We start from the raw sequence: 26,198 nt of genomic DNA, 5'->3' as shown, positions 1-26,198 counted from the left end.
AGCGTACGCGGCCCCGCCGGCGCGGTTCCGCGCGCCGGGGCACATCGGCACCCGCATGGCCCTCCCCTGGCGGCTCTCCCTCTTGACCTAGTGAGTCTCATTACGCAACTCTGCTGTCCAGTCCCTGTCGTCGAGGAGGCCGGCACGCGATGGAGTGGACGGGCGCGCGGTACGCGGACAAGCCGACGGTCGAGGTGACGACGTGGATCGCCGCCCCGCCGGGGAGGGTGTGGGAGCTGGTGTCGGATGTGACGGGGATGCCGGAGCTGAGCGCGGAGTTGCAGTCGGTGCGGTGGCTGGACGGAGCCGCCGGGCCGGCCGTCGGGGCCCGGTTCGCCGGCCGCAACCGGCACGAGGCGCTCGGCGAGTGGGAGACGACGTCCACGGTCGTCGCGTACGACCCCCAGCGGGTCTTCTCCTGGGCCGTCGGGGATCCGGACGAGCCCGGTGCGGTCTGGCGGTTCCGCCTCGAACCCCGGGACGGCGGGACCGAGTTGTCGCAGTGGATGCGGATGGGGCCCGGCCGCTCCGGCCTCTCCCTCGCGATCGACGCCATGCCGGAGAAGGAGCAGAAGATCGTGTTCGTGAGGCTGCGGGAGTTCGAGCGGGGCATGACCGCCACGCTGGAGCACATCAGGCAGCGGGCGGAGGCGTGATGCGGACGGCGACGACCGTCGAGGCGGCGGCCCTCGGCTCCTGGTCCCGGCAGGCCGACTTCGTCGTCGAGGCGGAGAAGCTGGGCCTCGACGTCTGCTGGGTGGCGAGGCCGCTCAGCGCGGTGAGGGCGGAACGGATGCTGCTCGGCTCCGCCGTCATGCAGGTCGGCACGCGCACACCGGTGGCGCTCGCCCAGACGGCCATCACCCTGTCCAACCTGTCGGGCGGGCGTTTCCTGCTGGGTCTGGGGCCGTCCGGCCCGCAGGTGATGGAGGGGCTGCACGGGGTGCCGTTCGCCCGTCCCCTGGCGCGGATGCGCGAGACGGTGGAGATCGTGCGGCAGGTGTTCGCGGGCGGAAAGATCTCCTACTCGGGCTACGAGTTCACGATTCCGCTGCCCGGCGGGGAGGCGGTGCCGATGCGCCTGTCCGTGCGCGCCGAGCACCCCGTGCCCGTCTACCTGGCCGCGCTGTCGCCCGCCATGCTGCGGCTGACCGGCCGGGTCGCGGACGGCTGGCTAGGCACCAGCTTCGTACCGGAGGGCGCGGCGCAGGCCTACTTCGCCCCGCTGGACGAGGGCCTGGCCGCCGCCGGCCGCGGGCGTGCCGGGTTCGACGTCTGCCAAGGGGCCGAGGTCGGGTTCGCCCGGGACGAGGAGGAACTGGGCGCCATGGTCGCCGGACGGAAGAGGGAACTCGCCTTCAGTCTGGGCGGCATGGGTTCCGCGTCGACCAACTTCTACCACCGGGCCTACAGCCGCCAGGGCTGGGCCGAGGCCGCCGCGGAGGTACGGGAGCGCTGGCAGTCGGGCGACCGCGACGGCGCCGCCGGTCTGGTCACCGACGAGATGGTGCTGGCCACCACGCTCATCGGCACCGAGGAGATGGTGCGGCGACGGCTGCGCGTCTGGCGGGAGGCCGGGGTGGACACCGTCCGCCTCTACCCGGCCGGCGAGACGCTCGCCGACCGGCTCGACACCCTGGGCAGGGCCATCGAGCTGGTCCGTGCGACCGGTGACGGCGCGTAGCGCGGAGGCGGGCGAGTAGGCTCCCTTGCTGATCACCGGCCGACACGAACAACAGGGGGGCTCCGTGCGGGCCATGGCTACCGTGACGACGACCGCGCTGTGCCTGCTGGCGGCCGCGGCCCTGGCCGGGTGCGGCGCCGGCGACGCCCGCGAGGACAGGTCCGCCGGCGACATCCTCGACGAGGCCAACGCGACGATGCGGAAGCTGGACTCCGTCACCGTCGACATCGCCAACCGCACCACGAGCGGCACGGTCACCAGCCACCTCGTGACCGACCTCGGCAGCCGGTGCCGGTCCAGGACCACCTGGCCCGGCGGCGGCGCCCTGGAGCAGGTCCGCCTGGGCGGCACCGACTACGTCCGCCCGAACCGGGCCTACCTGCAGAAGTGGAAGAACAACCCGGGCCTCACCGGCGAGCAGAAGCTGTGGGTGAAGACGCCGGTGGACCCGGTGAGCACCGGTGACGGTCTCACCTCCTGCGAGCGGCCCTTCGACTCCTTCGGCACGGCGAAGAAGGGCGGATCCACCCGCGTCGGGGGCACGAAGCCCGTCGAGCTGATCGTGACCGACAAGGCGGACAAGGAAGGGACCTACACCTTCTACGTGGCCGAGGAAGGCGAGCCGTATCTGCTGAAGACGGTCTACAAGAGCGGTGCGCAGCACACCACCACGTCGTTCAGCGGCTTCGGCGAGCCCCTCGACATCCGGCCGCCGAAGCCGGCCGAGGTGCTGAGCCTCGGCGGCTGACCGGTCAGGAGGCCGCGGCGAGGAGGTCGTCGACCGCCGCGCGGAGGGACTCGTCGTCGGTGAAGGCGCGCCGGCCGCCGCCGAAGCGCAGGCGTTCGTCCAGGGCGGGCACGGCGCTCAGCAGGTGCGCGGCGGGCCGGGCGGCGCGGCCCATCAGGGTCAGGCAGCGCACGGCGGGGAGCATGACCGGCAGACAGATGCCCTCGGCCAGGGGGCGGACGGCCGCCAGCAGGGGCTCGAGCGTGTGGGCGGTGTCGCCGGTGGCGGCCCACAGGGCGTGCGCGGCCCGCACCCTGGTCCAGGCGTCCGAGGCGGTGGTGAGCCGGCGCAACCGGTCGGCGTGGCCGGCGGCGTGCGGGCCCAGGTCGGCGAGCTTGCGCAGGGCCGGGTGGGGGTGGTCGCCCTCCGTCGCCGCGGGGCCCAGCACGGCCAGGGCCGGTCCGGGCTCGCCTCCCAGCCGCCAGTAGGCCCAGGCGGCGAGTTCGGCGTCCGCGCCGCCGGTCGCCGTGCGCGTGAGCAGCAGGTCGCGGGCGGCGGTGTCCGCGACGCCGATGCCCGCCAGGGCCGTCGCGGCCGACGCCCAGGTCCGCTCGTCCTCCAGCAGTCCGGTCAGCCGTGGAACCGCCGCTTCCGCCGCGGGCCCCCATGCGGCGAGCACCTCGGCGAGGCCGTTCCGCACGCGAGGGTCGGTGGCGGTGCCGAGCCGGTCGCAGACCGCCGGCACCAGCGTGCCGGCGTGGTCCGGCAGCAGGACGAGCGCTTCGTGGAGGGCGGGCAGGGACGGGTGGTGGAAGTCGCCGCCGAAGTACTGGGCGGCGGGCGGGAAGCCCGACGGCGCACCCGCCAGGCAGGCGATCAGGCCGGGCAGGCAGCGCGGGTCGTTCATCCGGGCCAGCGCCCACAGGGCCGCGTCGGCGACCGTCTCCCCCGCCCGGGCGGTCCGGGCGGCGTCGTCGTCCAGCAGGCCGGCGACCGCGTCGGCGTGGGCGGCGGCCGACGGGCCGAGGCAGGCCAGGAGTTCGGCCGCCCGGTACCTGACCTCCGCGACCGGGTCGTCCAGCCGGGCCGCGAGGGCCGGCAGCAGATCGCGGGCCGGAGAGCGCCACTTGACCAGCAGTTCGCCCGCCTGCGCCAGCGCGCCGATCCTGTGCTCCGGGTCCGGGTGGTCGGCCAGCAGGCCCCGCACGAACGTGGCGGACGCGCCGGGGAAGAGCCCGGCGGTCCAGTGCTGGACCCCCATCGTCCCGTTCTCGACGGAACTGGTGTGCCGCCACACCGCCACGCTCGGATCCCGGACCGCTACCAGCAGGTCGTCCAGGGCCCGCGTCGGCAGGTCCGGGTCACTCACCGCCAGGACCTGCACGGCCGCCAGGCGCAGTTGCGGCTCCGGATGGCCGAGGAGTCCGCGGACCAGGGCGAGCGCTTCGGCCGCCCGGGCACCGGCGGGCTCCCGGAGGGCCGAGCGGCCCAGGGCGAGGACGAGGTCCAGGCGGGTCGCCAGGTCGTCCTCGGTGTGCCAGCACCGCAGGAGGGCGGGCAGGGTGGCCTCGCCGGGGCTTTCGCAGTCGGCGATCGTGTCGGCCGCTCCCCGGCGGATCCGCGGGTCGGGGTCGGCCAGCAGGGCGAGCACGTCGGGCAGTGCCCGTTCCCACGCGGGGGCCCAGCCGGGGTCCTTGGAGCGTGCGGGGACCTGGGCGGCCTCCGCGGCGAGCATCGACACGAGGTCCAGCACCGTACGACGGCACGGCACGTCCGGGTGCGCGGCGAGGCGGAGCAGGAACGGCAGCGCGGCCGGGGCGGCGGAACAGATCCATCCGCCTTGGTGGAAGAGCAGGTTGAGCACCTCCTCCGCCGCGTACTCGGCCTGGTCGGCCGGTGGCCGCGCGCACCGGCGCAGCAGACCGGACAGGTCCCGGGCGGACCCGTAGTTGTGCTCCAGTCCTGCCCAGTCGACCTCGTCGAGCCCCTCCCACATGGCGCGACCCTATCCGTGCGGCGAGGGCCGGCCGCAGGGGTTTTCCGTAGCGGCCGGCCTGGTCGGGAAGAGGCCGGGTGGGGCTGGGGATGCGGTGTTCGACGGGAGCGCTTTCCGTTGGTTTTCGGCGGCAACCGGCCGAACGGGGCGAATCGTCTCACCAGGGCTTGACGGGGCGGGACGGGCTCGGCCTACTGGAAGGCGCAGCCGGCCGTGTCGGGGGTCTGGTCCGGCGCCGGCCCTGTGGGCCGCAGCACTCCCTCCTCCCCCGGCCGAGACACGAGTCAGGGGTCTGATGGTGCGACGACGGGCGGCAGCGGTGGGGCTGGTGGCCTGCCTGCTGTTGCTGCATCTCGTCGTCCCGGGATTCGCGCCCGGCGGGCGCGCGGCGCAGGCCGGGGTCGCGGCGGCCGTGGAGGTGGACGCCGCGGAGCCGGGTGCGGCTGCGGGCGCCGGGGCCGAAGGGGCGGACGAGCCCTGTCCGTGCGAGGAGGAGCCGTCGGCCCGGCAGCCGGCGGCGCGGACGCCGCGGGCCGCCGGAGCGGCCGGGGCGGGCGCGGTGGTGACCGGGGCGCCCGTGGTGGACCGGGGCGGTACGGGCAGCCGCGCGGCGGGAACGCCCCGGTGTCCGGGGGCGGTCGGGGCCGCCCCGAACGCCGTGGAGCTACAGACGTTTCGCTGCTGAGTGACGGCAGTACCGACCAGGGCCTGCGCCGTGCGGCCCGAGTACTGCCTGGTGCCGGTACGCGGTGTTGTGCAGGCCTTCGTGTGTCCCCAAGCCGACGACACAGGAGGCAGATGTGCCTGGAAAGCGCGTTCTCGTTCTGAGGCCGGACGAACTGAGCCCGAACGACCAGAAGATGTGGCGGGAGATACGGACGGAGTCCGCGGCCCCGGCGAATCCCTTTCTCGACCCGGCGTTCACCGTGGCGGTGGGGCGGGTCAGGCCGGGGGCCCGGGTGGCGGTGCTCCAGGACGACGGCTCGCCGGTCGGGTTCTTCCCGTACGAGAGAGGGCCCCTGGGCCAGGGCCGGGCCATCGGCCTCGGGGTGTCGGACAGTCAGGGGGCCGTGTTACGCCCCGGGATCCGGCTCGACGCCCGCGGGCTGCTGCGGGCCTGCGCGTTGTCGTCCTGGGAGTTCGACAACCTCGAGGCCGGCCAGGGGGCGTTCGTGCCGTACGCGGCCGAGGAGCTCGCCTCCCCGGTCGTCGACCTCGCCGGGGGGTTCGAGCGGTACACCGAGCGGCTGCGCGCGACGTCGCCGAGCTTCCTCAGACAGACCCTGGCCAAGGAGCGCAAGCTGGCCCGGCAGGTCGGCGAGGTGCGGTTCGTGTACGACGCCCGGGACCCCGGCGCGCTGCGGGCGCTGATGGGCTGGAAGTCGGCGCAGTACCGGCGGACCGGCCGGCGGGACCGGTTCGCGCAGGAGTGGATCACGCGGCTGGTGGGCCTGCTCGGGGAGAGCGAGGAGCCGGAGTGCCGCGGGGTGCTGTCGGTGCTGTACGCCGCGGACCGGCCCGTGGCCGCGCACTTCGGCCTGCGCTCGCGCACGGTGCTGTCCTGGTGGTTCCCGGCCTACGACCGCGCCTACGCCAAGTACTCCCCCGGTCTCGTGCTCCAGCTGAGGATGCTGGAGGCCGCGGCGGCCGACGGGATCGGGACGGTCGACCTGGGCAGCGGCCCGGCCCGTTACAAGGAGTCGCTCAAGACCCGTGATCTGCGGGTGTACGAGGGGGCGGTGGTACGGCCGGTGCCGGGCGGAGCCGCCCACTGGCTGGGGCGGGAGCCCGCACGGGCCGCCCGCCGCTTCGTGCGCAACCGGCCCCGTCTGGCCGGTGCGGCCGCCCGGGCGCTGGCGGAGGCGGGGCGGCTGCGCGGCCGCTGAGCCGGTCCGGGACGGCTGCACGGCCGCTGAGCCGGTCGGGACGGTTGCGCAGCCGCTGCCTGTCCGCCCGGGGCGCCCGGCTCGGGGAGAGCCGGGCGCGCCGTGGTCAGCTCGTGGCGCTCCAGCTGTGGGCGACGTCCACGATGACGCGGTCGTCCAGCTGGAGCACCCGGAAGGGCAGCCGGGCACGGACGCCCAGGCCGATCTGGGTCTCCCCCTCGAAGCTGCCGGCGAAGCGGGTGTCCCGGAAGGTGCGGTAGCCGGTGAGGTCCACGCCCGGCAGCGGGCGCGCCACCCGGCCCGGATAGGTGGCTGCGCCGGTCTCCGGGTCGTAGGCGGGCGCGGCCACCCGCACCTCGAGGACGGCGCCGCCGGCCACGGGTATGTGGCGGCCGGATCCGTCCTGGTGGAGCCGGTCGACGTACTGGACGGTGTAGCCGACGCCGCTGCCCGCGCCGGGCACGTCGACGACCATCCGGTCGAAGCAGGCGTGGCGGCCGGTCCTGACGTTCGTCAGCGGTGCGACCGTGGAGCTGGTGCCGGTCTTGGCGACGCTTCCCCAGCCGGTCGGACAGGTCGTGGTCTGCGTGGCGGCCTGCCGGGCCGCGGCCGGTGCGGCGCCCGCCGGGAGCGCCGCCACGGCCACCGTGGCACCGACGAGCGCGAGCGTCGCGCATGCTGTTCTGATTCGTACCATTGCCGCCCCCGGGGCTTGCGTGGTTGTGATATCCGGTGAGACGGCCGTCTTGACCCAAAGGTTGCACCCACGTGAACGAAAGATTGCACCCACCGCGCCGGAGCGCCGACCATGGCACATCCTGGTGGGGAGCGATTGGTGTCCGGTGCGTCCGTACCGGGAGGACGCGAGATGGATGAGGCAGCCGCCGTACCGGACGGGCCGCGGTCATCCGGTGGCCGGATCCGGGGCGGGGGTGACGGCCGGGCCGGGACCGGGGACACGGGGCGGATCGAGGACGCCCTGACCGGCCCGCTGGTCCAGGCCGTGCGGGACCTCGGGGGCTACGGCGGACTGGTCTACCTGCGCTCCCGCGACCGGCGCTCGCTCGTGCTCGCGATGGTCACCGGGGTGCCGAGGTCGCTGCTCAAGAGCTGGTGGCGGGTGCCGGTGGGCGGTGCCCTGCCGATGGCGGAGGCCTACCGGCGCGACGAGACCCTGTGGCTGCCGGACGAGCGCGCCACGATGGTGCGCTTCCCGCACTTCACCGCCGGGCTGCCGTACTCGTTCGGCTCCGCCCACCAGCCCCTGCGGGCCGGCGGCGAGCCCGTGGGCGTCCTCGTCGTGCTGCGCTCGGCCGCCCGGACGCCGACGGACGCGGAGACGGTGGCTCTCGCGCTGCGCCCCGCCGGGCGGGACATGGAGGAGCGCCTCGGCCGCCTCGCCGCCGGCCCTTCCGGCCCGGGCTCCGCCGCGCATCGCGTCGAGTACGACGGCGAGCCCGTCGGCGTGCGGCTGCCCACCCCCGCCGTGCACCCCGTCCGGGTCGGGCTCGTCGACTGGGACCTGGACACGGACCGGTGCACCCCGGACGACGAGGCCCTCGCTCTGCTCGGCCTCGGCCGGGCGGACTTCGGCGGCACCCTGGCGGACATCGAGGCCCGGGTCAGCCCCGACGACCTGCACGAACTGCGGGCGTGCCGGCACGACGCGCTCACCCACGGCCGGGTCAGGTCCCGGCACTTCCGGGTGCGGGACGAGTCCGCGGGCAGCGGGGAGACCGGCTACCGGCCCGTCGAGCTGTGGGGCCATCTCGTGGGCGGCGGCGCCGGTTCCGCCCGGATCCTGGTGGCGGCCCTGGTCGACGCGGCCGGCGGGCTCACCGCGGCCGAGGCCGCCGAGCGGCTGCCCGACGGGATCTTCTCCCTGGACCAGGACGGCCGCCTGACCTACGCCAACCGGCGCTGCGAGGAACTGCTCGGCCGCGGCCGGGAGGAGCTCCTGGGCCGCTGTCCGTGGGAGGTGGTCACCTGGCTCCGGGATCCCGCGTACGAGGACCGCTACCGGGCGGCGATGCTGTCGCAGGAGCAGGTGTCCTTCCTCGTGCGGCGTCCGGACGGGAACTGGCTGAGCTTCGTGCTCTACCCGGACGTGCACGGGCTGACCGGCCGGGTCTCCCCGACCGGCGCGCCCACGGGCGTCGAGCCCGGGTACGCGGCCGGGTCGGCGGTCGGTCTCGTTCCCGGTGCCGCCGTGGCGCCGCCGCCCGAGCCGGTCGCCGCGGCCCGGGCCGGGGCGCTGTACCACGTGGTGCAGATGGCGAGCGTGCTCACCGAGGCGGTCACCGTGCGGGACGTGTGCCGGGCCGTGTCCGAGCAGCTGCTGCCGGCGTTCGGCGCCCGGGAACTCGCCCTGTACACCGTCCGCGAGGGCAGGATGTACCTGCTGTGGGAGTCGGGCTACCCCGAGGGCTTCCTCACCCCGTTCGAAGGCGTCACCCTCGACACGCAGCTGCCCGGCGTGCACGCCCTGACCACGCGGCTCCCGCTCTTCTTCGAGTCGCCCGAGGACCTCTCCGTCGCCTACCCGGGCATCGCCCTGGACCGCATGAACGCCTGGGCGTTCCTGCCGCTGATCGCCTCCGGGCATCCCGTCGGCTCCTGCATCCTCGGCTGGGACACCCCGCACCGGTTCACCGCCGACGAGCGTTCCGCCCTCACCGCGCTGAGCGGCCTCGCCGCCCAGGCCCTGGAGCGGGCGCGGCTCTACGACGCGGAGTCCGCCGTCGCCCGCGGCCTCCAGGAGGGGCTGCTGCCGCACCGGCTGCCCGCCGTGGAGGGGCTGCGCACCGCCGGCCGCTATCTGCCCGGCACGCAGGGCATGGCCATCGGCGGTGACTGGTACGACGTGATCAGGACGGGGCGTGGCGTGGCCCTGATCATCGGGGACGTCGAGGGGCACAGCGTGGGGGCCGCCGCGGTGATGGGGCAGCTGCGCAGTGCCGTGCACGCCTTCGCCGCGAGCGAGCGCCCGCCGCAGGAGGTCATCACGCACACCAACCGGCTGCTCACCGAGCTGGAGTCGGACGCCTTCGCCACCTGCTGCTACGTCGAACTGGACCCGCGCGGCGGCCGTGCCCTCGCCGTGCGGGCGGGCCATCCCCCGCCGCTGCTGCGGCATCCCGACGGGCACGCTGAGACGCTGGATCTGGCGGGCGGGGTCATGCTGGGTGTGCAGCCCGACGCGGTCTATCCCGTCACCGCGCTGAAGCTGGCCCCCGGCAGCGTCCTCGCCCTGTACACCGACGGGCTCGTGGAGCGGCCCGGCAGCGACATCGAGACGGGGATCGAGCAGGTGCGCCGCTGCCTGGCCGACACGTCGGCGGATTCGGTGGAGCACCTCGCCGACCGGCTGATGAGGACGGCGCGGCGCGCCACGGAGCGGCCGGACGACGTGGCGCTGCTGCTGACGGCGTACCGCTGAGCGGGTACGCGGGTTCCCGGGCCGCGACCGTGCCCCGCCCGGCGGGCGGTCGGCGGGGCGGACGCGGCGCGAGTACCGTGGTCGGAACGGGCGAGGAGAGCGGTGGTGGCGGTGGAGTGGCAGCGGTACGCCGAGCAGATGGCACTGCTCGCCCGGGACCTGGTGGCGCAGGAGTCGTTCCAGGCGACGCTGGACGAGATCGCGGCCTCGGCGGTGAAGCTCGTCGAGGGCTGTGACGCGGCGGGCATCCTGACGGTGTCCAAGGGCAAGGCCGTGACGCTGGCCGTGTGCGGCGACATGGTCGAGGAGTCCGACCGGCTCCAGGGCGAGCTGGGCGAGGGGCCCTGCTTCGACGCGGCCCGCCGCGTGGACGGCGAGCGGCTGTTCCGCATCGCCGACATGACCAGACCGCAGCCGTCCTGGCCGCGCTTCTGCCAGGCGGCCCGCGACCTCGGGATCGGCAGCATGACCGGTGTGCTGCTCTACACGGAGCAGGACGACTTCGGCGCGCTGAACCTCTACTCGCGCCGTCCCGGCGCATTCGGCAAGGACATCGAGGCCGCGGGCTGGCTGCTCGCCTCCCATGCCGCCGTCGCGCTGGCCACCGCCCGCACCGTCGACCAGCTCGAGCACGCCCTGGAGACCCGGCACGCCATCGGGGAGGCCATGGGGATCCTGATGGAGCGCCACCGGCTGAGCGAGGACGAGGCCTTCGGTGTGCTGCGGCGCATCTCGCAGCACCACAACATCAAGCTGCGCGACGTGGCGCGGCGGGTCCGGGCCGAGCGTCCCGGTCAGGCCTGACCGTCCGGGGTGGGGCCGGCGCGCAGGAGCAGCACGGCGATGTCGTCGGTGTGCTGTCCGGTGGGGGCCGTGTGGTGGACGAGCCGGCCTCCAGGTGCCGGGCGAGGTCGGAGGTGGTGCGGGTGGCGTCGATGCCGGGGATTTCGACCAGGCCGTCGGTGTAGAGGGCGAGGGTGGTGCCGGGGAGCAGGGACGCGGTGGTGACCGAGTAGCGGGCGTGGGTGCTGATGCCCAGCAGCGGCCGGGCTCGACGTCGAGGACGCCGGCGCTGCGGGGCGGGTGCGCAGCAGCGGGGGCACGTGGCCGGCGCCGGCGAAGGACGCCTGGTGGCGGGCCAGGTCGAGGTGGGCGTAGAGGCAGGAGACGAGCAGTTCGGAGTCGAGGTCGGCCAGGAGCCGGTTGGTGCGGGCGAGGACCTGGCCGGGCGCGGCGCGGGCGTGGATGGCGGTGCGGACCTGGCCCATCACGGACTCCCTAGGGGAGGCGGCCGGGCGATGACGCGGGTCGGCCCTCCTGACACCGGGCGCGGTGAGCGCCGCCGGCGGGGCCCGTCGCGGAACCTGCTGGGCGCTGGGGCCGTCGCGGCAGTCGGTCGGTTCGCCTGCCCCGGTGGGTGCCGGGCTGGCAGAATCGGAGGGCCTGGACGGTGATCGGGAGGCCGGTTTGCAGACGCTGACATCGCGGGACACGCTCGCCGTCGCCGTCACCGAGGCGATCCGCACCGGTGATGTACCCGGGCTCCGGCGGTTGCTCGACGACCATCCCGGTCTGGCCACCGCCCGCGTCACCGAGCACGGGGAGGACGGCAAGGGCACGCGCAGTCTGCTGCACATCGCGACCGACTGGCCCGGTCACTTCCCCAACGGCCCGGAGGTCGTCGCCGCCCTGGTCGCGGCCGGGGCGGATCCCCACGCCCGGTTCGGCGGCGCGCACTCGGAGACCCCGCTGCACTGGGCCGCCAGCAACAACGACGTGCCCGTCCTGGACGCGCTGATCGCCGCCGGGGCCGACATCGAGGCCCCCGGGGCGGTGATCGCGGGCGGCACCCCGCTCGCCGACGCCCGCGCGTTCGGCCAGTGGCGCGCGGCGCACCGCCTCGTCGAGCACGGCGCCCGCACGACGCTCCAGGACGCCGCCACGCTCGGCCTGCTCGACCGGGTCCGGGCCTGCGTCGAGGAGGGCGAGCCGCCGTCGCCCGAGGAGATCACCAGTGCCTTCTGGGGTGCCTGCCACGGCGGGCAGCTGGTCACCGCGCAGTACCTCCACCGGCACGGCGCCGACATCGACTGGTGCGGCTACGACGACCTGACCCCGCTCGACATCGCCCGCGCCCAGGACGCCGACGACGTCGTGCGGTGGCTGCGCGGCCTGGGCGCGAAGGGCCGCTCGTAGCGGTCGGGGGCCGCCGCGCCCGGACGTGAGCCGGGCGTCTCACAGGCAGTAGCGCACGAGCCACTCGTCCTGGTTGTACGCGGTGCGGGCGGGGTCGGGCGTGCTCGCCGCCCGTTCCTCGACCATGTCCTCCACGCGCACCGGCTCCGGCAGTGCCCCGAAGCGGGACCGGCGTGCGGCGGCCTCCGCCTCGCTTCCCTGCTGCGACGTCGCGTCGTCCACGGCGATTCCCCTCTCCGGCTGGTCTCTCCGACCGATCGGCCCTCCCTGGGCAAAGAGTTGACGTGCGAGCGCCCCTCTTGGTTCCCGCCGCGCGCGCTTGGTCGACCCGACGAACCTTCGTGAGGCACGGCGACGGCACCGACCCCCGAGCTTCCGCACCACCCGCAGGCGTGCGCTTCGCACGGCGAAGCCGCCCGCGCAGGGCGGTGACGAGGTGAGGTAGTACGGCGACAGCCACCACGTCGGCTGACCGCCGAGGGACCGTGTCAGGTTCCGAGCCGACGCGGCCCGGGGCGGATTGGTCCACCAAGGTGGCGGGGAAGTGGACCTCCCACCGGGCCGCAGGGCTGCCTAGCGTCACCGGCATGAACGCCACCACGCGCGGAGCCCTGCTCGCCGCGCTCGCCTGTGTCCTCGTCGGAGGGTCCTTCACCGCCAACAGCCTCCTCGGCGACTACCCGTACGCGGGCGGCCAGTTCCTGCGCTACGGACTGGCCTGCCTGCTGCTGCTCCCCGTGGCCGGGAGGGGCGCGGCCGCCCGGCTGAGGGCCCTCGCGCCCCGTCAGTGGGTCCGTCTCGCCCTGCTCGCAGCGGTCGGCATGGTGGGCTTCAACCTGGCCGTCATCGCCGCGGAGCGCACGGCGGAACCGGCGGTTCCAGGCGTGTTCGTGGGCTGTGCGCCGGTGGTCGTCGCCGTGCTCGTGCCGCTGCTGGACGGGCGCGGGCCCCAACGCACGGTTGTGTACGGGGCGTTGCTCGTGGCCGTCGGCGCCTTCGCCGTCCAGGGCTGGGGGCGTACGGACGGGGCCGGCATCGCCTTCTCCGTGTGCGCCCTGGCGGGGGAGGTCGGGTTCGCCGTGCTCGCCGTACCCGTGCTGCGGCCGCTCGGACCGCGGCTGCTGTCCGCCACGGTGTGCGCGGTCGCCGCGCTGGAGTCGGCGGCGGCCGGTCTGCTGGTCGACGGGGGCGCCTGGCTGCGGCGTCCGGACGGCGTCGAGACCGCCGCGCTGCTGTGGCAGGCGGTGGTGGTCACCGTGGTCGGCTTCGTGTGCTGGTACGTGGGCATGCAGCGGATCGGCGCCGAACGCGCCACCCTGTTCTCCGGCCTCATCCCGGTCGCGGCGGCCTGCACCGCGCCCCTCGTCGGCACGGGCTCCTACGGTCTCGCGCAGGCCGCGGGCAGCGCGCTGGTGGGGCTCGGTGTGGCCCTGGGATCGGGAGCGCTGGGGCGGTCCCGATCCCGGGGCGGCCCGCCGAGTGGCCACCACGGCTCAGTGGAGCACCAGGTGGACGAGGGCGACGGTGCCGACCGACACGATCAGCGTGCGAAGGACGGCGGGGCTGAAGCGGCGGCCGGTTCTGGCTCCGGCCAGGCCGCCCAGCGCGGATCCGACGGCGATGAGCAGGACGGCCGTCCAGTCGAAGTCCGCGAAGAAGAGGAAGAGCAGGGCGGCGACGGTGTTCACGACGGCCGCCAGGACGTTCTTGACGGCGTTGAGCCGCTGGAGCGTCTCGTCGAGCAGCATGCCCATGAGGGAGACGTAGATGATGCCCTGCGCGGCGGAGAAGTAGCCGCCGTAGACGCTGGCGAGCGTGAGGCCGGTGAACAGCAGCGGGCCGCCGTCCCGGCGGGTGGTGCCGCCCCTGTCGCGGCGGCGGCGCACTCTCCTCGCGATCAGGGGCTGGCAGGCGACCAGGACGAGCGCGAGGCCGACCAGGGCGGGCACGATCCGCTCGAAGGCCGCCGCGGGCAGGGTCAGCAGCAGCACGGCGCCCGCGAGACCGCCCAGGACGGCGCCGATGCCGAGCAGCAGGACGCGCCGGCCCTGGCCGCGGAGTTCCTCGCGGTAGCCGATGACCGCGCTGATCGAGCCGGGGACCAGGCCCAGCCCGTTGGACACCGTGGCGGTGACCGGGGGCAGTCCGGTGGCGAGCAGCACCGGAAAGGTGATCAGCGTTCCCGAGCCGACGACGGCGTTGACGGCACCGGCGCCCGTGGCGGCGGCGAACACGGCCACCATCTCCCCGGGCGTCACGCCACGGCTCCACCGCGTGTGCGGTTCCCTATGAGGTTCATGGGAGCACGCTAGGCGGTGAGCACTTCGGCGCCGATCGAAGGGTCCCGGAGAAGCCCGGGAGCGGGCTGTGGGCCCCGGCCGCACGGACGCGCCGGACTCCGACGACGAACGGCGGCGCGCTCCCGGTGGGGAACGCGCCGCCGTTAACGGGCCCGTGAGGGCGCTGCGGGTCAGGCGCGCCTGGCTCGGCGGAGGACGACGAACCCCGCCATGACCAGGAGGGCGCCTGCCGCGGCCGGCCAGAGCTGGGCGCCGGTGTCGGCCAGGCCGCCTTCGCCGACGGCCTGCGGTTCCGTCCGCGGCGGGACGGAGGGCGTCGCAGCGGCGCTGGTCGCCGTTCCGACGGCCTGGGACTCGCCGAGGCCGTCCGCGTCCTCGCCGGCGTCGTCCTTCGCGCCGCCCGGCTCACCGGCGTTCGCGGTGCCGCGGTCCGCGGACGGCGTCGCGTACACCTCGGGTTCGTCGGTGCGGGGGGCCGCGGAGGCGTCGTCGCCGGGCTCCGGTTCGGGAGCCGGCCTGCCCGTCGCCGGCGGCTTGGGGGCCTCGCCCTTGCCGCCGCCGGCGCCCGTGTCACCCGGCCTGCCCCCGGCGTTCCCGTCCTTCGGCGCGTCGGGGGTGCGCGTGGGCTGCTCCTGCGGAGCCTCGGGGGTTCCGCTCGGCTCCTCCCCCGCTCCCGGCCCGGAGCCCGCCCCGGCACCGCACGTGCGGCCCTCGTTGATGCAGTCGACCATCTCCCGCATCAGGTCCTCGTCGAAGACGTTGATGAAGTCGCCGTGGTCCGTGACCGGCTTGTGCAACTGCTCCGGGAAGGAGTCCACCGCGAACAGCGGGGTCGTACGGCCGCCGTCGTCCAGGCTCGGCGCGTCGACGTCGTAGACGATGCGCTGGACCAGCTGCGGGATGGGCCGGAAGCCGGCCGGGCAGGTGCCGGCGGCGTCCGCGAACGCCACGTGGGTGCGGTGGTTGGCGCTGTCGATGTTGCGGCCGTCCCAGCAGCTCTGGAACGTGAAGGTGCGCACCACGTCGCTGCCCCGCGGGCACAGCGGATACTTGTCCTTCAGCTGCCGGTCCTCGAAGCCGGTGCAGCTCCAGGACGCGTTGGCGTTGGCGGGGCCGTTGACGAACGACTTGGCGTCGCCGGTGATGATGCGCAGCAGCCGCGGCATGGCCGTGACCTTGTCGCGCGGGTTGCCGACGAACGTCAGCGTGACCTGCTTCGGCGTCACGATCTCGCCGGCGTTGCCCTCGATGCCGCCGCCGGGCGAGTTCGCGTCCTGCTCCTGGGTGCCGTTCTGGAGGCGCAGCACGGGCCAGTAGTAGGAGGACTTGTCGCCCTGGTCGGCGCAGCTGGTCTCGGCGCTCGCGAGGTCCTGGTCACTGGCGAAGGCGTTGTTGGCCTGGTTCCCGACGTAGTCGTGGAAGTGGTGGGCGCCGTTGGTGACGCCCGGCGCGGCGATGATGTTGTCGGAGTTGAACAGGCCGTTCTCGTTCACGCCGCAGTCGGTGGCGAAGGAGCCGCGGGAGGCGTTCCCCTTCGGGCGGGCAGTCTCGACGTCGGGCCGGACGCTCCTGATGTCGGCGAAGTCGGCGGCGACCGGGCCGTTGCCCGCCTGCCCGCCGTTGCCGCCCTGGCCCTCGCCCTCGCCCTGGCCGTTGCCCTCTTCCTGGCCGGGCTGCTCGCTGCCGTCCTCGCCCTCACCCGGCGCGGGGGCCTGGTTGCCGGAGTCGCGCACGGTGCACGCCGCGAGGGATTCGAGCCCTTCCGGGCGGTCCCCCACACGGTCGACGGCGATCGCGATGCGCTCGATGGTCGCGGCCCGCTTGTCCTTCAGGGGATTCATGATCGCGTTGTCGGCGAAGCCGGCGTCCTGCCGCACCTGTCGCGCCGACGCGCTCAGCCGCTGGTAGGCCTGGGCGATCTGCTCGTCCAGGAGGGCGAGTTCCTTGTCGACCTCCGGCCGCGCCTGCTCGGGGACCGAGGTCAGCCGGCTGCCGACGTCCGGGCAGTCGATCGTCGCGCCCGCGGTCCGGACCCCCGTGCCGGACCGCGGCTGTGCGGTCGCACCGCCCGAACCGCCGTCCGTGGCCGAGGCGTAGACGTTCGCCGCCATCAGGCCGCCTCCGCCCAGGATCAGCGCGACCGCGGCGAAGGTCGCGCGTCGTGGGCCGGTCGGGCGTCTTCGCGTGTTGCGTCCCAAGGGTGCTCTCCTGCGCTTCATGGCGTGCCGGGCATGAAAATCCCCTCGCCCCATACGTACGGGAGCACCGGCGCGTTCAATCGCCCGGGAAATTCTTGGAGAACTCTCAGGAAGCACGGACGGCCCGGGCCCCGCCGGCCCCGGCGGCCGGCGGGGACACGGCAGGTCAGCGGAAGTTCACGTCACTGCACAGGAAGTACGTCTGGTCCATGTGCGACGCCTGCCAGATCGTGTAGACGACGTGCCGTCCGCTCAGTCCCGACGTGCTCACCGGGATCGAGTAGTTCTGGCTGGGCGCGTACCTGCCGGTGCGGGCGACGAGTTGGAGGTCGTTCCAGGTCAGCGGCTGGGTGGTGGGGTCGAAGCCCTGCCGTGTGACGTACACCAGGAAGTAGTCGGCGCCGTGACTGGCCTGGTCGTACAGCTTCACGGTGAAGTTGCCGGTGACGTCCGTGGTCTTCCAGGCGCCGACCGTGTCGAGGGAGTTGTACCGGCCGCCCTCGGTCCGGCCGCCGCTGCACAGCTGACCGTCGGGGATGACGGCCTGGAAGTTGCCGCCGGAGCCGTTGCGGTACAGGCCGTTCCAGTTCCACATGGCGTTGGGGTTGTCCTGCCACGCCTGCCAGCACATGGGGTCCTGCTGGGCCATCGCGGGGTTCTGGAAGTCGTTCCCCCACCGCAGCCAGCAGCCGTAGTTGCGTGATGCCGGGTCGACGACGGAGCCGTGCGCGACGGCGGTGCCGCTCCACGGGAGCAGGCTGAGCAGCGCGGCGACCAGCACGCTCAGGGCGAGCGTCAGGCGGGACCTGACTCCGAGGACCTTAAGAGCATGATCATGACAATTCATGATCTCCTTCTTTCCGGTGTGGGGGTGGTCGTGCTTGCGTGGGGTGCTTGTCGTGCTCGCGGTGTGCTTTTCGTGGGGGTGCGGACGGCGCGTGGGAGCGCTCCCGCAAGGCACAGGCTGCGCCCGATGCCCCGGGTCGGCAACGCGCGATTGCGCCACTTCCGCACCCCCTGGCGCGTTCGATTCGTTCGACGGGAGGTGCCGTCAGAGCCGGTCCAGTTCCTTCGTGGTGCGGCCCAGGTAGGTGACCGGCCCGTCCTCGGGGACGTCGAGCTCGTGGAAGCCCATGCGGTCGTAGAAGGCCCTGGCCGCCGTGTTGGCGGTCGCCATCGCCAGGTGGACGGCCGGGACGCCCTGGTCCTGGAGGGCCGCGAGGAAGGTCCGCATCAGGCGGCGGCCATGGCCGCGGCCCTGCCACCCGGGGAGCAGGTCGATGTGCAGGTGGGCGGGATACGCGGCCAGTTCGGGGACCACCATCCGCTCGGGGTGGTGCAGCAGGTGCGCCACCGTCTCGTCGGGGGTCCGCGGCGGCCGGGGAGGTGCCGGGTAGCGGTCGGCGACCAGGGGGAGCCACGTCGTGCGGAAGGCCTCGGCGAAGCGCGGGGTGTCGGCGGCCCCGAGGATGTAGCCGACCGCCCGCCCCTCACCGTCGTCCAGCACGAAGGCCAGTTCCGGCTCCAGATGGACGTACGGGGCCGCGAAGGTCACCGGGAAGATGCCCGGGTCCGTGTAGTGGGGGCGGCTGTCCTGGCCGTGGTGCGCGGTGCGGACGCAGATGTCGTCGAGGGCCGGCCGGTCCTCGGGCCGGTAGCGCCGGATGGCGGGGTGCGTGGTCATGGCGGCATCGTGCCGGGGCGGGAGCGCTCCCTCAACCCGGTTGCGGGCTCTGCCGGCATCCCGGTCACGGGCTCCTCCGACGCCCTGAGCGCGGCGCGGCGCGTGTGCCAGACTCCGGCCATGACCACCGTGACGCAGCTGCGCAAGGCGGCCCTCGCCCTCCCCGAGGCCGAGGAGGGGAGCCGCTCCGGCAGGGCCGCCTTCTCCGTGCGGGGCAAGGGCTTCGCCTCGGTGACGAAGGACGGCCGGGTGCGGCTGCATCTGCCGCCGGACGAGACCGAGGCCGCGGTGGCCGCGCATCCGACGGGTGAGCGCCTGGTGCGCGCGGGAGCGCCGGCCGGTTTCGTCGTGCCGCTCGCGGACGTCGACGGCAAGGACCTCAACGCGCTGGTGCGGGCGGCCTGGTTCAGCCGGGCCCCGAAGCGGCTCGCCGCGTCCCTGGCCGCGGCCGAGGCGGCGGCCGGCGCCCCCGGCGGGGACCTGCCGGCCGGGATCGGGAGGCCCGCCACCCAAGCCCTGTGCGGCGCGGGCCTGACGACGCTGGAGCAGGTGGCCCGGCACTCCCGGGCGGAACTCCTGGCCCTGCACGGGGTCGGCCCGAAGGCCGTGCGCGTCCTGGCGGAGGCGCTGGAGCGACGGGGGCTCGCGCTGCCGGGATGACACCACGCACCCGGATGCCGGGCGCGGCTTGGACGAGCGCGGCTTAAGAGCACGGCCAGGGGTTACCCGGCCCTGATGGTGAAGCTGCATATTCCGGGACGAAAAGAACACCACGCGGCCGAGGCCCGGCCTCAGGCCTCTGCTCCTCCCCCGGCTCCGGCGGAGCCCGGGCCGGGCCCCGAAGTGGAGCGCGCGGCACCGGACACGCCGAGTGAGCTGCCCCGGAAGTCGTGGAGCGCGGTGCTGAAGGGGAGCCTGCGGGAGTTCAAGGACGACGAGCTGGCCGACCGGGCGGCCGCGCTGACCTACTACGGGGTGCTGGCGCTGTTCCCCGCTGTGCTCGTGCTGGTGTCGCTGCTCGGCATCACCGGCAGGTCGACCACCGAGAGGGTGCTCGACAACGTCCAGCAGCTGGCCCCCGGCCCGGCTCGCGACATCCTCACCCGGGCCGTCGAGCAGTTGCAGGGCAACGCCGGCATCGGCTCGCTGATGGCGATCGTCGGCCTGGTCCTGGCGGTGTGGTCGGCCTCCGGCTACGTGGGGGCGTTCATCCGCTCCGCCAACGCCGTCTACGACATGCCCGAGGGCCGGCCGGTGTGGAAGCTGCTGCCGGTGCGGGTGGGCGTGACCGTCGTGCTGATGGTGCTGGCCGTGATCAGCGCGCTGATCGTGGTCTTCACAGGCGGACTGGCCCACCAGGCCGGGACGGCGCTCGGGCTCGGCGACACCGCGCTGACGGTGTGGTCGATCGCGAAGTGGCCCGTGCTGGTCCTGCTGGTCACGATCATGATCGCGATCCTGTACTGGGCGACCCCGAACGCCAAGGTGAAGGGGTTCCGCTGGATCACCCCGGGCAGCCTGCTGGCCCTGCTGATCTGGATGGTCGCCTCCGCCGGGTTCGCGGTCTACGTGGCCAACTTCGCCTCGTACAACAAGACCTACGGCACGATGGCCGGTGTCATCGTCTTCCTGGTGTGGCTGTGGATCACCAATCTGGCGATCCTGCTGGGCCTGGAGTTCGATGCGGAGACGGTACGGCAGCGGGCCATCGCCGGCGGTCACCCGCCGGAGGCCGAGCCGTACACCCAGCCGCGCGACACCCGCACCTGGGACGAGCAGGACCGGCGCCGGCTGGAGGAGACCTGACGCTCAGCCCATGAGCCCGGCGGCGACCGTCGCGCCCAGTTCCCAGCACCGCTCGACGTCGCCCTTGCCCGGCTCGCCGGTCACGGTCACGGCCTCGGCGGCGCGGCGCCAGCCGAGGCCCGTCGTGATCGACTCGATGCCCCGGACCGCTCCGGTGACGTCGTTGCCGCCGTGCACCCAGTAGCCGAAGGGCCGGCCGCGGGTCGCGTCCAGGCACGGGTAGTAGATCTGGTCGAAGAAGTGTTTGAGGGCGCCGGACATGTAGCCGAGGTTCGCGGGGGTGCCGAGGAGGTAGCCGTCGGCGGCGAGGACGTCGGAGGCGGTGGCGGACAGCGCGGGCACGCGGACGATGCGCACGTCCTCGATCTCGGGGTCGCTCGCCCCGGAGACGACGGCTTCGAAGAGCGCCTGGCAGTTGGGCGAGGGCGTGTGATGGACGATCAGCAAGGTGGCCACGGCACCCGACCTTGCCGTCCCGGCCCCCGTCGCCGCAAGCGGCGACGGGGGCCGGTGTCGCTCAGGTGTGGCTGCGGCGGCGGATCAGCAGCCAGGCCACGAGCAGGCCGCCGGCGCCCGCCAGCAGCGCGCCCCGGTGGTCGCGTACCGGCTGCGGGGCCTTGTCCTGCCAGGCCTGCTCGGCCTGTGCGGCCTTCTGTCGCACCGGCTCCGGCAGCTTCTCCTCCACGGCGTGGGCGACCTGCGCGGCCTTCGCCTTCGCCTCCTGAGCGGCGGCGGTGCCCTTCTGCCGCACCGGCTCGGGCACCTTCTCCTCCACCGCGTGGGCGACGTGCGCGGCCTTGGTCCTGGCCTGTCCGCGCCAGGCGTGCGCCTTGGTCTCGGCCCGTTCCCTGACCGCCACCGCCTTCTCGCGGGCGCGGGTCTTCACGTCGGCCCGGTCCGCCAGCGCCTCGACGGTGTCGCCGAGTTCGTGACGGGTGCGCTCCACCTGTTCGCGCAGTTCGTCCTGGCTGCGCGCGGTGGGCTCGTCGTGCGGGGGCTGGGTCATCGCTGTGCACTCTCCTTGATCTCGGCCACGTCGGCCTTGACGCTGTCGATGGTTCGCTGCGGGGCGGGCGGGGTGGCGCGGCGCACCTGGCGGCGGCCGGCCAGCGCCGTCACGCCCGTGGCGGCGGCGAGGACGCCCGTGACGATCAGCGCCGCCGCCCAGACCGGCAGCGGTACGGCCAGGGCGGCGATCGCCGTGGCCACCAGGGCCTGGAGCGTGACGAAGCCCAGCACGCCGGCGCCGCCGAACAGGCCGCCGCCCTTGCCGCCATGGCGTTCACCTCCCGGTCCGTCGGTGCGGGCCGGGTACCCCGGTTGGGGCGGGAAGGACACCTGGCCGGACAAGTCGTGATGATCACGCGTGGCCGGCGCGAGAACTGGTACCCGCCCGTTGCTCATCGCAGGAGAAAGGGAGGTATCGCCTTGTCGCAGGTAGAGGAATCCATCGAGGTCCGCGTGCCGGTGCACACCGCCTACAACCAGTGGACCCAGTTCGAGACGTTTCCCAAGTTCATGGACGGTGTCGAGCGCATCGAGCAGCGCACGGACACGCTGACGCACTGGGTGACGAAGGTCGGCGGCCAGGAGCGGGAGTTCGACGCGGAGATCACCGAGCAGATCCCCGACGAGCGCGTCGCCTGGACCACCGTGGGCGGCGAGGCCCGGCAGGCCGGTGTGGTGACGTTCCACCGCATCCAGGAGGACACCACCAAGGTCATGCTCCAGATGGACTTCGACCCCAGTGGCGTGGCCGAGACCGTGGGCGACAAGCTCGGGTTCGTGAAGCGGCAGGTCTCCGGTGATCTGCGGCGGTTCAAAGAGTACATGGAGGCCCGTGGCGCGGAGACGGGGGCCTGGCGCGGCGAGGTCTGATCCCGCGACAGCGGGCGGCCGCCACCACGTGCGCGTGGTGGCGGCCGCCTGTTGTGCGCCTCCGCTACGCCACCGGGCTGCCGATGCCGCTGTGCAGCAGCTGCCGGGCCTGGCGGACCAGGTCGTTCAGGCGCAGGGCGAGCTGGGCCGCGCCGTCGTAGAGGCTGTGGACGGCCTGGAGGCGTTCCAGGCGTGGCGCCAGGGCGGAGAGGGCGATGGCCGCCGCGACTCCGGCCCAGGCCACGGGGCCGAGCGGGGTGCAGCCGAAGAAGTGGCTGACGCCGGGCGTCTGGACGAGCGCGGCGAGGACGGCGGCCGAGCCGAGGGCGGTGACCCACACCAGCGGGCTGTGGCGCCGCCCGGAGAGGGTCTGCACCAGCTGGGCGCCGACCACGCCGCACAGGGCCATGGTGGTGGACCGGCGTTCGGTGCCGGGGGTGAGGCGGCCGATGAGGTAGGCCGTGACCGCGCCGAGGCAGGTGGTGACGCCGCGGCGGCGGATGGAGCGCAGCAGGGGCGCGCCGAGGACGTCGAGGCCCATCGGGCCGGTCGCGGCGTGCGCCGCCGTCGAGGGGTCGTCGCTCGGGGTGACCGCGACCGCCATGGCCGGGAACATGTCGGTGAGCAGGTTGACCAGCAGCAGCTGACGTGTCGACAGGGGTGAGGCGCCGGCCAGCAGGGTGCCGAGGACGCTGAAGCCGACCTCGCCGGCGTTGCCGCCGATGAGGATGCTCACGGCGTCGGCGACGCTGCGCCACAGGGCGCGGCCCTCGATGACCGCGTCGACCAGGACGGACAGGTCGCCGGTGGTGAGCACGAGGTCGGCGGCGTTGCGGGCGGCGGCGGAGCCGCGGGACTCGATGCCGACCCCGACGTCGGCGGCGCGGATGGCGGCGGCGTCGTTGGCGCCGTCGCCGGCCATCGCCACGACCCGGCCGGCCTGTTGCAGGGCCTCCACGACGTGCAGCTTCTGCTCGGGGGCGACTCGGGCCACGACGCCCGCGCCGCGCAGGGCCCGGACGCGTTCGCGGCGCTCCATGGCGACCAGTTCGTCCCCGGTGACGACCTCGGTCTCCTCCGGCCAGCCCAGCTGGAGGGCGATGGCGCGGGCGGTCTCCGGGTGGTCGCCGGTGAGCATGACGGGCAGGATGCCCGAGCGGCGCAGTTCCGCGAGCAGGGCGTGCGAGGTCTCGCGGGGCACGTCCGCGAGCGCGACGAAACCGCTGAACTCCAGGTCCGCGAGCGGCGCGTCGAGTTCGCTCTCGGCGTCGCCGGCCACGCAGGGGCGCCGGGCGACGGCGAGGACCCGCAGGCCCTGTGCGGCCAGTTCGTGGGCGGTGTCGGTGGTGTGGGCGGGGAGGTCCCGGCAGGCGGGCAGGATCGTCTCGGGGGCGCCCTTGACGACAAGGAGTTCGCCGAAGTCGGGGTCGCCGTCGCGGCCGACAGCGGCGGCGTAGCCCCGGCGTGTCTCGAAGGGCAGCTCGCCGGTGGGTGTCCAGCCCTCGTCGGGCGGGGCGACGTCGAGGACGGCCTCGTCGGTGGCGTGGGCGACGCGGCGGCCCTGACCGGTCTCCTCCTGCGGGCAGGCGCGCGCGGCCAGGCGCACGATGGGTTCGGCCTGTGCGGTGTCCGTGGCCAGGACGGTGCCGTCGGCGGTGGCGACGCGGACCAGGCGCAGTTTGTTCTCGGTGAGGGTGCCGGTCTTGTCGAAGCAGACGGTGTCGACCCGCCCGAGCGCCTCCAGGGTGCGCGGGGTGCGGACCAGGACGCCGCGCCGGGACAGCCGGCGGGCGGCCGCCATCTGCGCGACCGTCGCAACGAGCGGGAGCCCCTCGGGGACGGCGGCGACGGCGACCGCGACACCGCCGCTGACGGCGCGTCGTACGGGGCTGCCGCGCAGCAGGGACAGCCCGGTCACGGCCGCGCCGCCGGTGAAGGTCACCGGCAGGGCCTTGCGGGTCAGTTCCTGGAGCCGGGCCTGGACGCCGGCGGGCGGCGGGGTGCGGGCGGCGAGGGTGACGGCCCGGCCGGCCTCGGTCTGGTCGCCGGTGGCGACGACGAGGGCGGTGGCCCGTCCGGCCACGACGGTGGTGCCCTCGAACACCATGCAGGCGCGCTGGGCGACCGGTGCGCCGGGCGTCGCCTCGACGGCCTTGGTCACCGGCAGGGACTCGCCGGTGAGCGCGGACTCGTCGACCTCCAGGCCGTCGACGTCCAGCAGCCGGGCGTCGGCGGGCACGACGTCGCCGGCGTCGAGGCTGATCTCGTCGCCGGGGCGCAGCCGGGCCGCGTCGACGGTGACCGTGTGCCTGCGGCCGTCCTGCCTGCGGGCCTTCGGCTGCTGCCGGGCGGCGAGCCGGGCCAGGGCCTGTTCGGCGCGCAGCCGCTGGAGTCCGCCGGTCACGGCGTTGAGGTCCATGGCGCCGACGACGAGCAGCGCGTCGACGAGCGAGCCGAGCAGCGCCGAGGCGACGGCGCCGGTGGCGAGGACGGGGGTGAGCGGGTCGTCGAGTTCGCGGCGGACGGCGCCGGCCGCCTGCCACGTCCAGCGGGCGGGGGCGACGGCCGGGTGGCGGCCCAGGCGTGCCGCCTGCCGGCGGGAGCGGTCGGCGAGCAGGGCGAGTCCGCGGGGCTCGCCGTCGCGGCTGGTGCGTCCCAGCCGGGCGCGGGCCTCGTCGGGTTCCAGGGCGTGCCAGGGGATGTGCAGCCGGGGCGGGGGCGGGGTGGCCCGGGCCACCCGGGTGGCCTGGAGCCAGCCGGTGAGCAGGGCGTTGGCGGCGGCGATGTTGACGGGGGCGTGCCGGGTGAGGGGCCACAGGAGGTGCCGGCCCGGGGGCTGCCCGCCGCGTGCGACCAGGAGGCCCGACAGGGCCGCGCCCGCGCGGGCGAGGGTCTGGGAGCGGCGTCCGACGCGCCGGGCCGCCGGGATCGCGGTCAGCAGCCGCCAGACGTCGGCGAGGCCGCCCGGTGCCAGCGCGTCGGCGCCCCAGGAGACGGCCGCCCGGCCGTCGGTGAGGGCGATGGCCACGTCGCCGGCGGGCAGTCCGGCCACCATGTGCCCGTCGCCGGACTCGTCCAGGCGGGCGACGGTCACCACCACGTGCCCGTCGTGCTGGAGGGCCCGTACGACGTCCCCGAACGGCTTGGCGCTCGGGGCGACCTCGTCGGCGAGCCGGGTGATGTCCTTCAGGTCGGAGCCGCCGGCGATCACGACGTGCAGTCCCGCCCTGCGGGCGGCGTCGAGGACGGCCTCGGCGCAGGGGTGGATCGGGTCGTCGGGCAGGCCGTCGAAGTCGCTTCCGGCGTCCGGCCGCCGGCTGCGCAGGGCGTCGGCGTGCAGCACGAGGGCGTCGGCGATCTCCAGCTGCCGCAGGCGCTCCCCGCTGCGTACGAGGATCCCGGCCCGGGCGAGGAAGGTGCCGAGGGTCGCGCTGAAGGCGGCCGGTCCGTACCGGGCCGCCTTCGGGGATCCGGCGAGGACGGCTTCGGCGGCCTCCCGCGCGCTGTGCGTGACGAGGAGGGTGGCGGCGGCGCCGGCGAGGCTGCCGGTGCTGGCGTGGGAGGCGTACTCCTGGGCCGGTGTCACCTTGAGCGGCGGCCGGATGCCCGGCGGGCAGGGCAGGCTGGTGCGCTGTTCGCGGCAGATGTCGTCGTGCAGTGCCTCGAAGGCCGCGGCCCTGGCCACGGCTTCGGTCAGCTGGCTGCCGCGCAGCAGGCCGTCGAGCACCAGGGCCAGCGGGGACTGGCCGGCGCCGTGCGCGGCGGCGTTGACGGCGGCGAGGACGAGTTCCATGCCGGACTTGCCGAACCGCTGCCGGAGCAGGGCGCGGAAGCGGGGGTTCTCCCGCAGCAGCGTGACGGTGGCGGTGACGATGCGTGAGGTGGGGGGCAGGCGCAGCGAGCGGCCGGCCAGGGCACCGGCCGCTCCCGCGGCGTCCAGCAGGATCGCTCCCGCGGCGACGCGCACCTCGCGGGGGTCGCCGGGGTGGGTGGCCTCCTCGGCGACCGGATCGGCCCCCTCTGTCAGCCCGAGGCGGGCGGCGAGCGCGGTGGCGCGCTCGGTGACGCGGTCGGTGGCGGCGTCCTCGGCGACGGTGATCACCAGGCGGGAGAGCCCCCCGTCCCAGTACGCCGCCAGCACCTCCGGGTGGTCGAGCAGTTCCCCGGCCACCTTGCGGGCGAGCGCGCCGGCGTCGCCGTCGGCGTGCCGCAGGGCGAGGTGGACGCGCTGCCCTGCCGTCCAGTGCTGCCCGCCGGTCAGGGCGTTGCGCGCGACGTTGCGGACGCGGCGCGTGGTGTCGTAGACGGACGTCGCTCCCTGGGCGGTGCTGCGGGCGGCCCCTGCGGCCGCCCCGGCCACGGCCCCGACGAGCGGGGCGACGTCGAAGCGTGTGAGCATCTGCT

23 protein-coding genes and 3 pseudogenes are annotated in these 26,198 nt (G+C 74.7%); 13 read left to right on the top strand and 13 right to left on the bottom strand.

Features of this window, described 5'->3' with window-relative positions:
* Positions 1–149: 149 nt before the first annotated feature.
* The 3 genes from IE255_RS34020 to IE255_RS34010 all read left to right on the top strand — a co-directional run bounded on the left by IE255_RS34020 (position 150) and on the right by IE255_RS34010 (position 2,432).
* On the top strand, positions 150–656 hold the full coding sequence (locus tag IE255_RS34020) for an SRPBCC family protein (protein WP_190054261.1): 507 nt from the start codon (positions 150–152) through the stop codon (positions 654–656).
* Positions 656–1,684, top strand: a complete 1,029-nt coding sequence (locus tag IE255_RS34015; protein WP_190054260.1) for an LLM class flavin-dependent oxidoreductase — start codon at positions 656–658, stop codon at positions 1,682–1,684. The genes IE255_RS34020 and IE255_RS34015 overlap by 1 nt, the downstream gene beginning before the upstream one ends.
* A 73-nt stretch (positions 1,685–1,757) precedes the next feature.
* Positions 1,758–2,432, top strand: a complete 675-nt coding sequence (locus IE255_RS34010; RefSeq protein ID WP_190054259.1) for a hypothetical protein — start codon at positions 1,758–1,760, stop codon at positions 2,430–2,432.
* A 4-nt stretch (positions 2,433–2,436) separates the two neighbouring features.
* Here the strand turns inward: IE255_RS34010 and IE255_RS34005 are convergent, their stop codons facing one another.
* Positions 2,437–4,407 carry a HEAT repeat domain-containing protein gene (locus IE255_RS34005; RefSeq protein ID WP_190054258.1) on the bottom strand — a complete coding sequence of 657 codons (1,971 nt, stop codon included), beginning with the start codon at positions 4,405–4,407 and terminating at the stop codon, positions 2,437–2,439.
* Positions 4,408–4,702: 295 nt separating this feature from the next.
* On the opposite strand from IE255_RS34005, the gene IE255_RS34000 reads away from it, so the two are divergent.
* Both IE255_RS34000 and IE255_RS33995 read left to right on the top strand, forming a co-directional pair.
* Positions 4,703–5,092, top strand: a complete 390-nt coding sequence (locus IE255_RS34000; RefSeq protein ID WP_229906706.1) for a hypothetical protein — start codon at positions 4,703–4,705, stop codon at positions 5,090–5,092.
* 115 nt (positions 5,093–5,207) lie between these two features.
* Positions 5,208–6,293 carry a GNAT family N-acetyltransferase gene (locus IE255_RS33995; RefSeq protein WP_190054257.1) on the top strand — a complete coding sequence of 362 codons (1,086 nt, stop codon included), beginning with the start codon at positions 5,208–5,210 and terminating at the stop codon, positions 6,291–6,293.
* 106 nt (positions 6,294–6,399) lie between these two features.
* Here the strand turns inward: IE255_RS33995 and IE255_RS33990 are convergent, their stop codons facing one another.
* The gene (locus IE255_RS33990) at positions 6,400–6,990 is read right to left on the bottom strand and encodes an AMIN-like domain-containing (lipo)protein (protein ID WP_190054256.1); all 591 of its coding nucleotides are present in this window, start codon (positions 6,988–6,990) and stop codon (positions 6,400–6,402) included.
* 171 nt (positions 6,991–7,161) lie between these two features.
* Between IE255_RS33990 and IE255_RS33985 the strand changes: the two genes are divergently transcribed.
* The gene (locus IE255_RS33985) at positions 7,162–9,732 is read left to right on the top strand and encodes a SpoIIE family protein phosphatase (protein ID WP_190054255.1); all 2,571 of its coding nucleotides are present in this window, start codon (positions 7,162–7,164) and stop codon (positions 9,730–9,732) included.
* A gap of 111 nt (positions 9,733–9,843) precedes the next feature.
* The gene (locus IE255_RS33980) at positions 9,844–10,536 is read left to right on the top strand and encodes a GAF and ANTAR domain-containing protein (RefSeq protein ID WP_190054305.1); all 693 of its coding nucleotides are present in this window, start codon (positions 9,844–9,846) and stop codon (positions 10,534–10,536) included.
* On the opposite strand, the gene IE255_RS40035 is transcribed toward IE255_RS33980, so the two are convergent.
* Both IE255_RS40035 and IE255_RS40030 read right to left on the bottom strand, forming a co-directional pair.
* Positions 10,481–10,765: a SpoIIE family protein phosphatase gene (locus tag IE255_RS40035; RefSeq protein WP_268255766.1), complete on the bottom strand. Its 285-nt coding sequence runs from the start codon at positions 10,763–10,765 to the stop codon at positions 10,481–10,483. The genes IE255_RS33980 and IE255_RS40035 overlap by 56 nt on opposite strands.
* A gap of 58 nt (positions 10,766–10,823) precedes the next feature.
* Positions 10,824–11,000: pseudogene (locus tag IE255_RS40030) on the bottom strand (SpoIIE family protein phosphatase); the annotation flags it as partial.
* A 199-nt stretch (positions 11,001–11,199) separates the two neighbouring features.
* Between IE255_RS40030 and IE255_RS33970 the strand changes: the two are divergent.
* Entirely contained in the window at positions 11,200–11,928 is a 729-nt protein-coding gene (locus IE255_RS33970) for an ankyrin repeat domain-containing protein (RefSeq protein WP_190054254.1), read from the top strand.
* Between the two features lie 39 nt (positions 11,929–11,967).
* Here IE255_RS33970 and IE255_RS33965 read toward each other — a convergent pair whose 3' ends face one another.
* Positions 11,968–12,150 carry a hypothetical protein gene (locus IE255_RS33965; protein ID WP_190054253.1) on the bottom strand — a complete coding sequence of 61 codons (183 nt, stop codon included), beginning with the start codon at positions 12,148–12,150 and terminating at the stop codon, positions 11,968–11,970.
* A 119-nt stretch (positions 12,151–12,269) separates the two neighbouring features.
* Between IE255_RS33965 and IE255_RS39590 the strand changes: the two are divergent.
* Both IE255_RS39590 and IE255_RS33960 read left to right on the top strand, forming a co-directional pair.
* Positions 12,270–12,364: pseudogene (locus IE255_RS39590) on the top strand (chitosanase); the annotation flags it as partial.
* Between the two features lie 151 nt (positions 12,365–12,515).
* Positions 12,516–13,388: pseudogene (locus IE255_RS33960) on the top strand (EamA family transporter); the annotation flags it as partial.
* A gap of 33 nt (positions 13,389–13,421) precedes the next feature.
* Here the strand turns inward: IE255_RS33960 and IE255_RS33955 are convergent.
* The 4 genes from IE255_RS33955 to IE255_RS33940 all read right to left on the bottom strand — a co-directional run bounded on the left by IE255_RS33955 (position 13,422) and on the right by IE255_RS33940 (position 18,110).
* Positions 13,422–14,186, bottom strand: coding sequence for a sulfite exporter TauE/SafE family protein (locus tag IE255_RS33955; RefSeq protein WP_190054252.1), 765 nt, complete (start codon positions 14,184–14,186; stop codon positions 13,422–13,424).
* A gap of 212 nt (positions 14,187–14,398) precedes the next feature.
* Entirely contained in the window at positions 14,399–16,339 is a 1,941-nt protein-coding gene (locus IE255_RS33950) for a DUF1996 domain-containing protein (protein WP_229906713.1), read from the bottom strand.
* Between the two features lie 253 nt (positions 16,340–16,592).
* Positions 16,593–17,273: a lytic polysaccharide monooxygenase auxiliary activity family 9 protein gene (locus tag IE255_RS33945; protein ID WP_190054250.1), complete on the bottom strand. Its 681-nt coding sequence runs from the start codon at positions 17,271–17,273 to the stop codon at positions 16,593–16,595.
* Positions 17,274–17,477: 204 nt separating this feature from the next.
* Positions 17,478–18,110, bottom strand: a complete 633-nt coding sequence (locus tag IE255_RS33940) for a GNAT family N-acetyltransferase (protein ID WP_190054249.1) — start codon at positions 18,108–18,110, stop codon at positions 17,478–17,480.
* Between the two features lie 120 nt (positions 18,111–18,230).
* Between IE255_RS33940 and IE255_RS33935 the strand changes: the two genes are divergently transcribed.
* Positions 18,231–18,770 carry an MmcQ/YjbR family DNA-binding protein gene (locus IE255_RS33935; RefSeq protein ID WP_190054248.1) on the top strand — a complete coding sequence of 180 codons (540 nt, stop codon included), beginning with the start codon at positions 18,231–18,233 and terminating at the stop codon, positions 18,768–18,770.
* Positions 18,771–18,845: 75 nt separating this feature from the next.
* On the top strand, positions 18,846–19,916 hold the full coding sequence (locus tag IE255_RS33930; protein WP_190054247.1) for a YihY/virulence factor BrkB family protein: 1,071 nt from the start codon (positions 18,846–18,848) through the stop codon (positions 19,914–19,916).
* 3 nt (positions 19,917–19,919) lie between these two features.
* Here IE255_RS33930 and IE255_RS33925 read toward each other — a convergent pair whose 3' ends face one another.
* The 3 genes from IE255_RS33925 to IE255_RS33915 form a co-directional block, all read right to left on the bottom strand.
* Positions 19,920–20,372: a flavodoxin family protein gene (locus tag IE255_RS33925; RefSeq protein ID WP_190054246.1), complete on the bottom strand. Its 453-nt coding sequence runs from the start codon at positions 20,370–20,372 to the stop codon at positions 19,920–19,922.
* 61 nt (positions 20,373–20,433) lie between these two features.
* Entirely contained in the window at positions 20,434–20,922 is a 489-nt protein-coding gene (locus IE255_RS33920; RefSeq protein ID WP_190054245.1) for a DUF3618 domain-containing protein, read from the bottom strand.
* A complete protein-coding gene (locus IE255_RS33915) occupies positions 20,919–21,266 on the bottom strand; it encodes a phage holin family protein (protein WP_267975124.1) in 348 nt (115 codons plus the stop codon). The genes IE255_RS33920 and IE255_RS33915 overlap by 4 nt, the downstream gene beginning before the upstream one ends.
* Positions 21,267–21,344: 78 nt before the next feature.
* Between IE255_RS33915 and IE255_RS33910 the strand changes: the two genes are divergently transcribed.
* The gene (locus tag IE255_RS33910) at positions 21,345–21,794 is read left to right on the top strand and encodes an SRPBCC family protein (protein ID WP_190054243.1); all 450 of its coding nucleotides are present in this window, start codon (positions 21,345–21,347) and stop codon (positions 21,792–21,794) included.
* 64 nt (positions 21,795–21,858) lie between these two features.
* On the opposite strand, the gene IE255_RS33905 is transcribed toward IE255_RS33910, so the two are convergent.
* The gene (locus IE255_RS33905; RefSeq protein ID WP_190054242.1) at positions 21,859–26,193 is read right to left on the bottom strand and encodes a cation-translocating P-type ATPase; all 4,335 of its coding nucleotides are present in this window, start codon (positions 26,191–26,193) and stop codon (positions 21,859–21,861) included.
* Positions 26,194–26,198: the final 5 nt, after the last annotated feature.

Source organism: Streptomyces lomondensis, assembly GCF_014651035.1.
Lineage (GTDB): Bacteria > Actinomycetota > Actinomycetes > Streptomycetales > Streptomycetaceae > Streptomyces > Streptomyces lomondensis.
Note: the sequence above shows the minus strand (reverse complement) of the source record. Positions and strands in the feature narration are given on the sequence as shown.